General features: G+C 69.4%; 11 protein-coding genes. 9 read left to right on the top strand and 2 right to left on the bottom strand.

From position 1 onward, the window contains the following. Window positions 1-280: 280 nt before the first annotated feature. From MZTS_RS17755 to MZTS_RS17715, 9 genes are all read left to right on the top strand, one after another. A complete protein-coding gene (locus tag MZTS_RS17755) occupies window positions 281-1,474 on the top strand; it encodes an inositol-3-phosphate synthase (protein ID WP_192284836.1) in 1,194 nt (397 codons plus the stop codon). Between the two features lie 54 nt (window positions 1,475-1,528). Next, window positions 1,529-2,407 carry an HD domain-containing protein gene (locus MZTS_RS17750; protein ID WP_192284868.1) on the top strand — a complete coding sequence of 293 codons (879 nt, stop codon included), beginning with the start codon at window positions 1,529-1,531 and terminating at the stop codon, window positions 2,405-2,407. A gap of 31 nt (window positions 2,408-2,438) precedes the next feature. Beyond that, window positions 2,439-3,620, top strand: coding sequence for a class I SAM-dependent methyltransferase (locus MZTS_RS17745; RefSeq protein ID WP_192284835.1), 1,182 nt, complete (start codon window positions 2,439-2,441; stop codon window positions 3,618-3,620). Next, complete coding sequence (locus MZTS_RS17740; RefSeq protein WP_192284834.1) at window positions 3,620-4,648, top strand: Gfo/Idh/MocA family protein; 1,029 nt, start codon at window positions 3,620-3,622, stop codon at window positions 4,646-4,648. The genes MZTS_RS17745 and MZTS_RS17740 overlap by 1 nt, the downstream gene beginning before the upstream one ends. A gap of 121 nt (window positions 4,649-4,769) precedes the next feature. Then, window positions 4,770-6,389, top strand: a complete 1,620-nt coding sequence (locus MZTS_RS17735) for a YcaO-like family protein (protein WP_192284833.1) — start codon at window positions 4,770-4,772, stop codon at window positions 6,387-6,389. A 178-nt stretch (window positions 6,390-6,567) separates the two neighbouring features. Then, window positions 6,568-7,461: a TIM barrel protein gene (locus MZTS_RS17730; RefSeq protein WP_192284832.1), complete on the top strand. Its 894-nt coding sequence runs from the start codon at window positions 6,568-6,570 to the stop codon at window positions 7,459-7,461. Further along, on the top strand, window positions 7,458-8,687 hold the full coding sequence (locus MZTS_RS17725; RefSeq protein WP_192284831.1) for a glycosyltransferase family 4 protein: 1,230 nt from the start codon (window positions 7,458-7,460) through the stop codon (window positions 8,685-8,687). Before MZTS_RS17730 ends, MZTS_RS17725 begins: the two co-directional genes overlap by 4 nt. After that, window positions 8,684-9,445, top strand: coding sequence for a PIG-L family deacetylase (locus MZTS_RS17720; RefSeq protein WP_009865817.1), 762 nt, complete (start codon window positions 8,684-8,686; stop codon window positions 9,443-9,445). Before MZTS_RS17725 ends, MZTS_RS17720 begins: the two co-directional genes overlap by 4 nt. Continuing rightward, window positions 9,429-10,055 carry a uracil-DNA glycosylase gene (locus MZTS_RS17715; protein WP_192284830.1) on the top strand — a complete coding sequence of 209 codons (627 nt, stop codon included), beginning with the start codon at window positions 9,429-9,431 and terminating at the stop codon, window positions 10,053-10,055. The genes MZTS_RS17720 and MZTS_RS17715 overlap by 17 nt, the downstream gene beginning before the upstream one ends. Window positions 10,056-10,210: 155 nt before the next feature. On the opposite strand, the gene ilvD is transcribed toward MZTS_RS17715, so the two are convergent. Beyond that, window positions 10,211-12,046, bottom strand: coding sequence for a dihydroxy-acid dehydratase (gene ilvD / locus MZTS_RS17710; protein WP_192284829.1), 1,836 nt, complete (start codon window positions 12,044-12,046; stop codon window positions 10,211-10,213). 195 nt (window positions 12,047-12,241) lie between these two features. Then, the coding region (locus MZTS_RS17705) for a 2-isopropylmalate synthase (protein ID WP_192284828.1) at window positions 12,242-13,665 on the bottom strand (1,424 nt) is incomplete at its 5' end.

The raw sequence follows: 13,665 nt of genomic DNA, 5'->3' as shown, positions 1-13,665 counted from the left end.
CCGGGCTTTGTTTTGACCGGCGGAGGTTTCGCCGCCGGGTGTGACCACAATGGGACCACCCCGTGATCCAAACGTGTTCCCGTTAACGGGGCGTTAAGTCACTGTTTTAATGAGATATTAACCAATACCGCCGGGCGGGTGCGGCGTGCCCCTGCGGCAAAGATGGCGGCTGGGCAGCCGGAACGGTCCAGGATGGTCACAGTTGTCATGGGCCGCGCGGCGGCCAGTTTGGGCTCATCCAAAGACGTCAGCGCCACAACAGCAGAAAGATCGTGTTCCCATGGGCATTCAGACCGGTCGACGCGTCGGAGTGGCGTTCGTTGGCATGGGCGGAGCCGTCGCGACGACCGCTATCGCCGGTATCGAGACCATCAAATCCGGCTCGAACCGTCTGGATGGGCTGCCTCTTGCCAACGTGTCGGTCGCAGGCTTGGCCGATTACAAGGATCTCGTCTTCGGTGGCTGGGATCTGAATGGCGACGACTTGGCCTCGGCCGCCACGGAACACGGCGTCCTCTCCCGCGAGGACATCGAGAACGGGGCCCAGGCGCTCAAGGGCATCACTCCCTGGCCAGCGGTGGGCTCGGCCAAGTTCTGCAAGAACATCGATGGCGCCAACCGCATCGTCGCCAAGGACCACCGCGAGACCGTCTCGGTCATCGCCAGCGATCTCAACCGCTTCCGCAAGGAGAGCAATCTCGATGAGGTCGTCGTCGTCAACCTCGCCTCGACCGAGCGATGGCCCGATCTGTCGGCCCCGGTGCTGAACTCGGTGGAAGCCTTCGAGAAGGGTCTGGATGCGAGCGACGAGTCGATCTCGCCGGCCATGCTCTACGCCTATGCGGCCATCAAGAGCGGTGTGCCCTACGCCAACTTCACGCCGAGCGTCGCCGCCGATGTGCCGGCTCTCCTCGAACTCGCCCGTGAGATGAACGTGCCGGTGGCCGGCAAGGACGGCAAGACCGGCCAGACCATGATGAAGACGGTGCTGGCCCCGGCCCTGAAGGCCCGCTCGCTCCACGTAGACGGCTGGTTCTCGACCAACATCCTCGGCAACCGCGACGGCTTGGCGCTGAACGACCCGAACTCGCTTCAATCGAAGCTCAACACCAAGGGCACGGTGCTCGACTCCATCCTCGGCTACCCGGTCGAGGATCACCTCGTGCACATCCACTATTACCGCCCGCGCGGCGACGACAAGGAAGCCTGGGACAACATCGACGTCACCGGCTTCATGGGCCAGCGCATGCAGATCAAGGTGAACTTCCTCTGCAAGGACTCGATCCTGGCCGCGCCCCTCGTCATCGAGATCGCCCGCGTGCTCGACCTCGCCAAGAGCCGCGGCGACGGTGGCGTGCAGGAGCAGCTCTCGACCTTCTTCAAGGCACCGATGGTGAAGAACGGCCGCGGCCCGGAGCACGATTTCGGCAAGCAGCAGCGGATGCTGTTCGACTGGCTGGGCGCGCAGCACTGAGGCGCCGGTTCCGTGGCGACCGTCTCTCATACGGAACCGGCCGCTCCCGTCGCCCTGCGGGAGCTGCTGGTCGAACTCGGTGACCTGAAGCGGGTCCGCTCGGCGGGCCGCCAAGGCTCCATCGCCGAACGCCTGTTCGCACAAGGATGGTCGGCGCTCACCGGGGGCGCCGCGCCGGAAACGGTCGCCCTGGACATCACCGCCAAGGCTTTGGCCGCGGCGCGGCTCTGCGATCTCGACGCAGCGTTCCTCGCCGCTGCCGGTCTCGAGGCCGGGCAGGCCTCCGACGTGCTGGTGGCCGGGCTCGACGCCGTGGCAGGCGCGGTCGATCCCGACCTTCGGGAGCGGCTGCGCGCCGGCCTGCGCGAGCCGGCCGCCCTGCCGGCGGGGCCGGTTCCCGGCTTCGTCGGGGCTCTGGCGCAGCAGCCGCGGGCGGGCGTCACCTGCCCCGGCAAGCCGCGCATCCTGCTGGAGCCGCCGGAGAACCATGCCGAGCATTGCCTCGTCGTGGCGGTCTACGGCGTCCTGCTCAGCCCCTTCTACCGCGCGGATCCGACCACGGTGTTCCTCGCCGCCATGGCGCATCACTTCCACAACGCGGCGATGCCGGATGCCGGCTTCACCGGCGAGATGCTCCTCGGCGACCATCTCTGGCCGATTGTCGGGCGCTGCTCGGAATGGGCCCTCGACGAACTGGATCCTCCCTTGAGGGACAGCGTCCGTGCCGCCCGGCTCGTCCTGCCGGACGATGCCACCGCCGAGGGGAGGGCCTTCCACGCCGCCGACTCGATCGATCGGGTGCTTCAGATCGCTCAGCACCTGCGGGCGGCGACGCTCACCATGGACACGGTGCTCGGCGAGATGGAGCTGGTCCATGACGGACCGGTCAAGGCTTTCCAGGATCGCGTTCTGACCGATATGCGCATCCCGTGACGTCCCGCGCTTTCCGGCAGAATCCAGGATCATGATCCCCTTCGATCTCCTCTCGCCGGAGACCGGCCACCCGCTGAAGGCCGACGGCGCGCATGCCCTGCGCGATGTCGAGACCGGGGCGCGCTGGCCGGTCATCGACGGCATCCCGTATCTGCGCACCGGTCGCGACAGCCTCGTCACGGCGGTTCTCCGGCATCTCGATGCCGGCCGCGAGGAGGAGGCTCTGGTTCTCCTGCTGGCCGATCAGGACGATTGGTGGACGGGCCCGCCCGCCGATCCCGAGGCGTTGCGGCGGCTGATCCGGGAGCGCCAGAACGCCACCCTGCGCCAGGCGGTCGATTGGCTCGGCTGGGGCCGGGTCGGGGATTACTTCGTCAACCGCTGGACCGATCCGACCTTCCTGGCAGGCTTGAGCCTGCTGGAGGCCCACTGGAACAGCCCTGCCTGCGCCTTCGAGCTGGCCTGCGGCATCGGCCAGTACCTGCGCGAGCTGAAGCGGCACGGGGTGAAGGTCGCCGGCGCGGATGTGGTCTTCGCCAAGCTCTGGGTCGCCCGGCACTGGGTGGTCGGCAAGGGCACGCAGCTCTTCTGCTTCGATGCGACCTCGCCGCATTGGCCGATTCCCGAGGCGCCGGTCGATCTCGCGATCTGCAACGACGCCTTCTATTTCCTCGACGACAAGCCGTGCGTGCTCTCCTGCCTGCGCCAGACCGCCGGGGAAGAGGGTTGGCTCGCCATCAGCCACATCCACAACAGCGGCCGGCCCGGCTTCTCCGCCGGCAAGGCGATCTCGGCGGCCGAGATCGAGGAGCTGTTTCCCGACGGGCTGGTCTACGACGATGCCGAACTGACCCGCGCCCTGGTGGAGGCGCGCGCGCCGCAGCCGCGCGAGCCGCGTGAGCTGCGCGGCTGCGAGGCCTTCTCCGTGGTGGCCGGGCCGGGAATGCGCCCGGCGCCGCGCCGGATCGTCGACGGCATCACCCTGCCGCCGGCCGAGGCGGCCTTGCGGCTCAACCCGCTCTACAAACCCGATGATGGCGCCTTCGCGATCCGCTGGCCGTCCGAACGGTACGAGGCGGAATACGCGCCCCTGGCGACCTACCCGCTGCATTCGGAGGGGCCGCACGCCATCGCCTGGGCGGGCAAACCTGACGCGCCGGAGGCGGAGCGGGTGCGCCGCCGCGAATATGTCGATCTGCCGGAGCGCTGGTGATGGAGGAACACATCGGCTGGGGCATCGTCGGCTACGGCTGGGTCGCCCGCGATTACATGGCACCCGCGATTCGCGCCGCCGGTCACCGCCTCGTGGCGGTGGCCGATCCGGGTGAGGTCTCCCGAGCGGCGGCGGAGAAGGAGGGCGCCCAGGCGCATGCCGATCTCGCCGGGCTGATCGCCGAGCCCGAGGTCGAGGCGGTCTACGTCGCCACCCCCAATCACCTGCATCGCGGCGCCGTCGAGGCGCTCTGTGCCGCCGGGAAGGCGGTTCTGTGCGAGAAGCCGATGGCGGCCTCCCTCGCCGATGCCGAGGCGATGGCGGCTTCCGCGCGCCGCTCCGGCACCTTCTACGGCACCGCCTTCGACCAGCGCCATCACCCCGGCCACCGCGCCATGCGGGCCCTGATCCGAGAGGGCCGGATCGGCACGGTGACAGCGATCCGCATCGTCTATGCCTGCTGGCTCGACCGGGGCTGGACCTCGTTCGAGGGCCAGGACAATTGGCGCATCGATCCGGCCCAGGCCGGCGGCGGCGCGCTGATGGATCTCGCGCCCCACGGCATCGACCTCGTCGATTTCCTGCTCGGCGAACCCATCGTCGAGATCGCCGCCATGACTCAGGCCCGCGCCCAGGATTACGCCGTCGATGACGGCGCCTTGCTGATCGGCCGGACGGGGTCGGGGGCGCTCGCCCAGCTCAACGTCGCCTATAACTGCCCCGACGCGCTCCCCCGCCGCCGGCTCGAAGTGGTCGGCACCCGAGGGATGCTGACTGCCATCGATACGATGGGTCAGACCGCCGGCGGGTCGCTCACCCTGACCGAGGGCGCGCAGGGCCGCACCGAGACCATCGCCTTCGACCGCCAAGCCTCACCCTTCCTCGAACAGGTGCGCGCCTTCGGCCGCGCCCTGCGGGACCGCGAGGCCCGTTCCGCCTGGGATGCCGAGCGGGATCTTCACACCATGCGCCTGATCGCCCGCGCCTACGCGGCGGCAGGCGCACCGGCCGGCCGCGACGCGGCCTGACGACGATTTGGGAGGAGACCGGATCATCCACCCCACGCCTCATCCTGAGGTGCCGCGTTACGGCACCCAAGGATGAGGTTCTGGGTTGGGACAGAGCCGGTCAGCCGCGAACGGGACACCCATGACAGCGACCGATGCCCTCGACCGGGACGACCGCGCCCGCCACGACAGCCTGGCGGCCCCGCGACCCTATCGTCGCGGTTCGTCTCGCCGCATCGAGGGCCTGCCCGAGCGGCTGCCCGACGCGGTGCGCGCCTATCTCGACGTGCTGCCGGAGGGCCGCGTCGTCGGCTTCAACCTCGCCGGACTCGACCGCACCGGCATTCCGGTCTGGTTCGTCGCCCTGTTCCTCGACGATCCGTTCTATGTCGGCGCGATGCCCTCCGGCATCGGCTACGGCGCCACCGACGACGAGGCGCTGATCGGCGCCGTGGCCGAGATCGCCGAGAACCTGATGCCCTCCGTCGCCCTGCTGCCGCGCCGGGGCGAGAACGAGATCGCCCGCTCCTACGACGATCTCGTGCGGGTCCATGGCGCCGCCTCGGTGGCCGATCCGCTGACGCTCTGCCTGCCCGCCGGTTCGCCGGTCGGCCGTGACACGCCCCTCGACTGGACCAAAGCGATCCGCGCCCGCACGGGCGAATCCGTCTGGATGCCGCTCGACATCGCGGCCACCGATTATTTCGAGCTGCACAAGGGCTATCAGCCCTTCACCAACCTCATCACCAACGGGCTCGGCGCCGGGCCTGACGTGGAATTCGCCCTCGGTCACGGCCTGCTGGAATTGCTGCAGCGGGACGGCAACGGCCTGCTGTTCCGCGCCCTCGACCAGGGCGTGATGCTCGATCTCGACGGCATCGGCCCCGAGAACCGCGCGATGCTCGACCGGCTGGCGAGCCTCGGCATCCGAGCGCTGCCGAAATTCGCCACCGACCAGTTCGGCCTCACCAACCTCTACGTCGTCGGCTACGACACGGATCCGGCCCGGACGCCCTGCCCGATCGCGCTCTCGGCCTGCGGCGAGGCCTGCGATCCCGATCGCGAGCGGGCCCTGCGCAAGGCCCTGCTGGAGTTCCAGGCGGCGCGGGTGCGCAAGACCTTCGGGCACGGACCGCTGGCCCTGGCCGATACGGTGGCGCCTCCCGGCTACGTCGAAGCCTTCATCCAGAAGGCGCTGCCGAGTCTCGATCTGGAGGAGAGCCGCGCGCTTCAGGCCATGCTCGCCTGGATCGATCTCTCGCCGGCCGAGTTGCGCGACGTGCTGCGCGCGACCGTCTATTCCGAGCGCAGCACCAAGGCGTTCTCCGAACTGCCGACCACGCCAGCCCCCGACGGGCATGCCCGTGGCCGCATCGCCCGCGAGCGGTTGGAAGAGGCGGGGTTCGACGTGCTCTACGTCGATTGCTCGCCGCCGGGCGGCGGGGTCGGCGTCGTCAAGGCCATCGTGCCGGGGCTCGAGGTCGAGACCATGAGCTATTACCGCATCGGCGAGCGCAACACCCGCAAGCTGATCGAGCGCGACCACCCGCTGATCCGCTTCGGCACGCCGACCGAGACGCTCCTGCCCGTGCGCCTGACGCCGGAGGCCTTGGAGCGCTTCGGCGGACAACCGCTCTTCGACGTGGCGCTGGCGGAAGAGATCGTCGGCTCGCATTACCCGCTCTACCGCGAGCCGGAATCGCACCACGCCCCGTTCCGCTATGAGCGCCAGGGCCGTCGCGCTCAGGGGAGGCCGGCATGATCGAGTCCGCCATCCCGGCTTATCCCGCTCTCGCCCTCATCCTGAGGTGCGGAGCGCAGCGAAGCCTCGAAGGATCTTCCAGATCCCGCGCGAGCACTGGACTATCCTTCGAGGCCGCTGCGCGGCACCTCAGAATGAGGAGCGGGGCTGGACGGACAGCCAACGGAGAGGTGCAACCGTGACCCTGCGCTTCGCCTACAACACCAACGGCACCGCCCATCACCGCATCGAGGACGCGATCCGCCTCATCAAGGATGCCGGCTATGACGGCGTGGCGCTGACGCTCGACATCCACCATCTCGACCCCTTCGCCGAGACCTGGGTGGTCGAGGCCGACCGGATCGCCAGCCTCCTCGACCGCCTCGACCTCGGCTCCGTCATCGAGACCGGCGCCCGCTTCCTGCTCGATCCAACCGCCAAGCACGAGCCGACGCTGGTGACCGCCGATGCGTCGGGCCGGGCGCGGCGTGTCGGGTTCCTCAAGCGGTCCATCGAGATCGGGAAGATCCTCCAGGCGGAGGCCGTCTCGTTCTGGGCCGGCGTGCCGAAGCCCGGAGTGGACCGGAACGAGGCCCGCGGCTGGCTGATCGAGGGCCTGCGCGAGGTCGCCGATTTCGCGGCGGAGAAGGGCGTGGTGGCGGCGCTCGAGCCCGAGCCCGGCATGCTGATCGAGACCCTCGACGATTTCGCCGGCCTCGACCTACCCGGCCTGTCGCTGGCCCTCGATACCGGCCATTGCCTCGTGACGCAGGAGCGCGACCCGGCGCAGGCCGTGCACGAATTCGCCGCCCGCCTCGGCACCGTCGCCATCGAGGACATGAAGCGGGGCGAGCACATCCACCTGCCCTTCGGCGAGGGCGACATGGACGTGCCCGCCGTGCTCGACGCCCTCGACGCGGTGAACTTCGAAAAACTCGTCTGCGTGGAGCTGTCGCGCGATTCGCACCGCGCCGACGTGATGGTGGGCCAAGCTCTCGACTACCTGCGCACCTGCCGCCGTCCCGGTCCCGGCCTTCCGGCGCCGGACACCGCGCCGCGCGAGACCGCCGTTCCGGGGCTGCCGACACCATGAGAATCTGCTTCGTCAGCCGCCGCTACTTTCCGGCGATCTCCGGCATGAGCGTCTACGCCCAGAACCTGTTGCGGGAGGTGGTGGGCGCCGGCCACGACGTCACGATGATCTCGCAGTATCGCGGCGACGCGTTCGGAACGCGGGTCTATGGCGGCGGGCCGCCGCCTCCGGTGCCGGGTGTGCGGGTGATCGGCCTCGAACAACGCGGCGAGCAGGAAGGCGGCGATTTCGAGCGCGACATCGACGAGATCGTCGAGACGATCTGCGCCGAGCACGGGAAGAAGCCCTTCGACGTGCTGCACGCGCAGTACGGCTACCCGACCGGCTGGGCGGTGCTACTGGCGGGCAAGCGCCTCGGCGTGCCGACCGTGGTCTCGATTCAGGGTGGCGACGGCCACTGGGTCGGCTCGTGCTGCGAGACCCACCGCGTCGCCATGGTCGAGGTGCTGGCCCATGCCAACGCCTTGCTGATCGGCGGCCGCTCCTTCGTCGGCGAGGTCTGCGACCGGCTCGGCTCCGATCCGGCCCGCTTCACCATCGTCCCCGGCGCGGTCGACACCGCGCGCTTCACGCCGGGCGGCCGGGAACTGGAGGACGAGGAGCCGGTGCGGCTGCTCTATCACGGCCGAGTCGACCGCCGGAAAGGCGTGATCGACTTCCTCGACGCGCTGGAGCGCCTGTGGGAGGCCGGCGTGCCGTTCGACGCGGTGATCTCCGGCATCGGGCCGGATGTCGAGGCCGCTCGCGCCAGGGCCGACGAGATCGGGTTCACCTCGGCGCAGGTCCGCTTCACCGGCTATGCCGATTACGACACCGTGCCGGATCTCTACCGCGAGGCGGACGTGTTCGTCTCCCCGACCTACGCGGAGGGCTTTTCCAATACGATCCTGGAGGCGATGGCCTCGGGGCTGGCGGTCGTCTCGACCCATTCCGTCGGCGTGTCGGATTGCCTGCGTGACGGCGAGAACGGCCTGCTGGTCGATCCCGGCGACGTCCGGGCCCTGACCGGCGCCCTGCGCCGGGTGGTGGAGGATGAGGAGTTGCGCACCCGCCTCGCCGAGAGCGGCCTCGAGGAGTGCCGCAGGGTCTATTCGTGGACGGCCGTCGGGCGGCAGATCATGGAGGTCTATGCTCAGGTCGCCGGGGAGCCACCGCACACGGATTTCGCCGAGACGCTGCCCGCCGATCCGACGTGCCGCTTCCGCAAGGAGCCGCACCTGCTGTGACGCGAACCGCGCTCGCCCTCTCGCCGCATCTCGACGACGCCGCCTTCTCGGCCGGCGGCACCCTGGCCCGGCTGGCCGCGCGCGGGTGGCAGGTCGTGATGGCGACGATCTTCACCGCCTCGGTCGACCATCCGCAAGGCTTCGCTCTGGCCTGTCAGCTCGACAAGGGGCTGGCCCCCGAGATCGACTACATGGCCCTGCGCCGTGAGGAGGATCGGGCCGCCGCCCGGGCGCTGGGCATCGACGAGCCGGTCCACCTGCCGTTCCGCGAGGCACCGCACCGGGGCTACGGCTCCGCGCCCGAACTCTTCGCCGAGCTCAGTCCCGACGACAGGATCGGCCCGAACCTCGCCGACGCGTTCGAGCGGCTGATCCGCGATACCCGCCCCGATCTGATCCTCGCGCCGCAGGGCGTCGGCGGCCATGTCGATCACCTGCAGGTGGTGCGGGCCCTGCGCGGCGCCCAGCCGCCACTGCCGGTTCTGTGGTGGCGCGACTTTCCCTACACGGTGCGCACCACCGAGCCGAAGGAGCCGCTCAAGGCCCTCTTCGCGCGTCTCCCGGAGCAGATCGTCCATCTCGATTCGGACGCCGAGCGGCGCAAGGAGGAGGCCTGCGCCGCCTACGCCTCGCAGATCGGCTTCCAGTTCGGTGGCCTCGAAGGGCTGCAGGCCCGCCTAGCGGCGGAGAAGCGGATCGAACGCTTCCGCTTGCTGGGAAGCCTGCCAACCGATCTGCGCGATGCCGGATTCGCCTGAGGCGCCCAAGAGCCTGCGAGATCCCGCCGCCCTCGCGGCGCGCCGGGCGATGGCCGATGCGCCGCATATCCGGCCCCTGCGCGCCCTGGCCCGCCGCATCGCCGAGGAGTGCCATGCCGAAGTGCCGGATCCCGATCCCCTCGACGGGGGCGTGGAGGCGCGGCTGCTCCTGCTCTTGGAAACGCCGGGGCCCTCCATCGGCCGGACCGGCTTCGTCTCCCGCGACAACGCCACCGGCACCGCCGCCAACCTGTTCCGCTTCCTGCGGGAAGCCGGCATCGCCCGGCGGGACACGCTGATCTGGAATGCCGTGCCCTGGGTCATCCACACCCCCGGCGCCCTCAACCGCGCCCCGCGCCGCTCGGAGGCGGCGGCCGCGGCCCCCTATCTCGCGCCGTTGTTGGTCCTGCTGCCGCAGCTCGCCGTGGTCGTCCCGGCCGGGCGCTTCGCGCAGGCCGCGGCAGCGCCGCTGAAGGAGGTGCGCCCGGATCTGCCGGTGGTGCCGATCCCGCATCCGAGCCCGACCTATGTCTGCACCTCTCCCGCCGTTCGGGAGCGGATCTTGGTCGGGCTATCGCAGGCGGCCGCTTGGCTGACGCATGGGTTCTAGAACCGTTCGATCCCTTCTCCTGGCAACGTTCCATGCACGCATGTGAGGCGCCAAGAGAAGCGGGCCCCGAAGCATCCCGGACGGATTCCGTCATCGCTTCGAGGCCCGCTTCGCGATCGCCTCAGCAAGAGAAGGATCGCGCTTTCCAGCGCGCCTTACGGCTCGATCCGCCGCACGGCGCCCTTGGCCGCGCTGGTGGCGAGCATCGCGTAGGCGCGCAACGCGGTGCTGACCTTGCGCTTGCGCGGGGCGGCCGGCTTCCAGCCCTCGGCCTCGCGGGCGGCGCGGCGCTCGGCCAGCACCGCCTCGTCCACGGCGAGGTGGATGCGCCGGTTCGGAATATCGATCTCGATCCGGTCGCCCTGCTCGACGAGGCCAATCAGCCCGCCCTCGGCCGCCTCGGGGGAGACGTGGCCGATGGAGAGACCCGACGAGCCGCCGGAGAAGCGGCCGTCGGTGACGAGCGCGCAGGCTTTGCCGAGCCCCTTCGATTTGAGGTAGCTCGTCGGGTAGAGCATCTCCTGCATGCCCGGCCCGCCGCGGGGCCCCTCGTAACGGATCAGCACCACCTCGCCGGCCTTCACCCGACCGTTGAGGATGCCGTCGACCGCCGCATCCTGGCTCTCGAAGACATGGGCCGTGCCGGTGAAGGTGAGGATCGAGGCATCGACACCGGCCGTCTTCACGATGCAGCCGTCCTCGGCGAGGTTGCCGTAGAGCACGGCGAGGCCGCCATCCTTGGAATAGGCGTGCTCGGCGTCGCGAATGACGCCGGCCTCGCGGTCGAGGTCGAGGTCGTCCCAGCGCGATTCCTGGCTGAACGCGACCTGGGTCGGCACGCCGCCGGGCGCGGCCTTGAAGAAGGTCTGGACCGCCTGGCTCTGGGTCCGCTTCACATCCCAGCGGTTGAGCGCCTCACCGAGGGTACCCGAACCGACATTGCCAACGGAGGAGTCGATCAGGCCGGCGCGGTCGAGTTCGCCCAGGATGCCCATGATGCCGCCGGCCCGGTGCACGTCCTCCATGTGGATGTCGGCGACGGCGGGCGCGACCTTGCACAGCACCGGCACCCGGCGCGAGAGCCGGTCGATATCGGCCATGGTGAAGGGCACTTCGCCCTCATGCGCGGCGGCGAGCAGGTGCAGCACCGTGTTGGTCGAGCCGCCCATGGCGATGTCGAGGGTCATCGCGTTCTCGAAGGCGGCCATCGTGGCGATGGAGCGCGGCAGCACGCTGGCATCGTCCTGCTCGTAGTGGCGGCGGGCGAGATCGACGATCAGGTGACCGGCCTCGACGAACAGGCGCTTGCGGTCGGCATGCGTCGCCAGGACCGAGCCGTTGCCGGGCAGCGACAGGCCGAGCGCCTCGGTGAGGCAGTTCATGGAATTGGCCGTGAACATGCCGGAGCACGAACCGCAGGTCGGGCAGGCCGAGCGCTCGATGACCGCCACGTCCTCGTCCGACACCCGGTCGTCGGCGGCGGCCACCATCGCGTCGACGAGGTCGAACTTGCGGGTGACGCCGTTCATGATGACCTTGCCGGCCTCCATCGGCCCGCCGGACACGAACACCGCCGGAATGTTGAGGCGCAAAGCGGCCATCAGCATCCCGGGGGTGATCTTGTCGCAATTCGAGATGCAGACCATGGCGTCGGCGCAATGCGCGTTGACCATGTACTCGACGGAATCGGCGATCAGTTCGCGCGACGGCAGCGAGTAGAGCATCCCGTCATGGCCCATGGCGATGCCGTCATCGACCGCGATGGTGTTGAACTCCTTGGCGACGCCGCCCGCCTGCTCGATCTCGCGGGCGACGAGCTGGCCGAGATCCTTCAGGTGGACGTGGCCCGGCACGAACTGGGTGAACGAGTTCACCACCGCGATGATCGGCTTACCGAAATCGGAATCCTTCATGCCCGTCGCGCGCCAGAGGCCGCGGGCGCCGGCCATGTTGCGGCCATGGGTGGTGGTGCGGGAGCGATAGGCGGGCATGTCTTGGGTTCTTCAGCGATGTTGCGAGACGCCGGCGCGTGACCGTTCGTCCAAATCTATCCCTCATCCTGAGGTGCCCGCGCAGCGGGCCTCGAAGGATCCTCCAGATCTCGCGCGTGAACTGGAGGATCCTTCGAGGCTTGCGCTCACGCGCAAGCACCTCGGGATGAGGCGCCGGGTCAGATCAGTGGTGAATCACACCACCGCCGCGTGCTGGGCGTGCAGCCGGACGGAGGTCGCCGCCAGCTTGTTGAGGGCCGAGAGATAGGCCTTGGCCGAGGCGACCAGGGTGTCCGGGTCGGCGCCGCGGGCGGTGACGGAGCGCTCGCCGGCCTTGAGACGGACCGACACCTCGGCCTGCGCATCGGTCCCCTCGGTCACGGCGTGGACCTGATAGAGTTCCAGTACCGCGTCGTGGGGCACCATGCCGTGGATCGCGTTGAACACCGCATCCACCGGGCCGTTGCCGTCCGCCTCCTCGGTGAAGGTGCGGCCGTCCATCTCGATCTTCATGGTCGCGCGCTGCGGCCCGCGCGTCCCGGCGATGACCGAGAGCGAGACCAGCTTGATGCGGTCGTGCGCCGTGGCGAGCTTCTCGTCCACCAGAGCCTCGATATCCTCGTCGTAGACGTTCTTCTTGCGGTCGGCGAGATCCTTGAAGCGCTCGAACACGTCCTGGAACTGGTTGTCGGACAAGCTGATGCCCAGTTCGGTCAGCTTCGAGCGGAAGGCGGCCCGGCCCGAATGCTTGCCCATCACCAGCGAGGTCTTGGTGAGCCCGACCGAGGCCGGGGTCATGATCTCGTAGGTCTCGGAATGCTTGAGCATCCCGTCCTGATGGATGCCGCTCTCGTGGGCGAAGGCGTTCCGGCCGACGATGGCCTTGTTGTACTGCACGGGGAAGTTCGCCGCGTGGCTCACGAGCTTCGAGGCGCGGGTCAGCATCGTGGTGTCGATGCCGGTCTCGTAGGGCATCACGTCGCTGCGGGTGCGGATCGCCATCACCACCTCTTCGAGGGCGGCGTTGCCGGCCCGCTCGCCGATGCCGTTGATGGTGCACTCGATCTGCCGGGCGCCGCCGTCCAGGCCGGCCAGCGAATTCGCCACCGCGAGGCCGAGGTCGTTGTGGCAATGCACGGAGAAGACCGCCTTGTCCGAATTCGGCACGCGCTCGCGGACAGAGCGGAACATCGCGCCGTATTCCTGCGGCGTGGCGTAGCCGACGGTATCGGGCAGGTTGATGGTGGTGGCGCCCGAGCGGATCGCCGCCTCGACGCAGCGGCAGAGGTAATCGATGTCGGTGCGGGTCGCGTCCATGGCCGACCACTCCACGTCCTCGACGAGGTCGCGGGCCTGGGCCACGGTCTTGAGGATGATCTCGACCACCTCGTCCTGCGTCTTACGCATCTGGTGGGTGAGGTGGATCTCGGAGGTCGAGACGAAGGTGTGGATGCGGCCCCGCTGGGCATGGCGCACCGCCTCGCCGGCCCGGGCGATGTCGGCGGGGATGGCGCGGGCGAGGCCGGCGATGGTGGCGCGCTTGGCGCGGCGGGCGATCTCGGACACCGCCTCGAAATCACCGTTGGAGGCGATGGGGAAGCCGGCCTCGCCCGCGCCAT

The sequence above is a fragment of the Methylorubrum zatmanii genome (assembly GCF_014845115.1).
Lineage (GTDB): Bacteria > Pseudomonadota > Alphaproteobacteria > Rhizobiales > Beijerinckiaceae > Methylobacterium > Methylobacterium zatmanii.
This window is presented reverse-complemented; position numbering and strand designations above follow the sequence as displayed.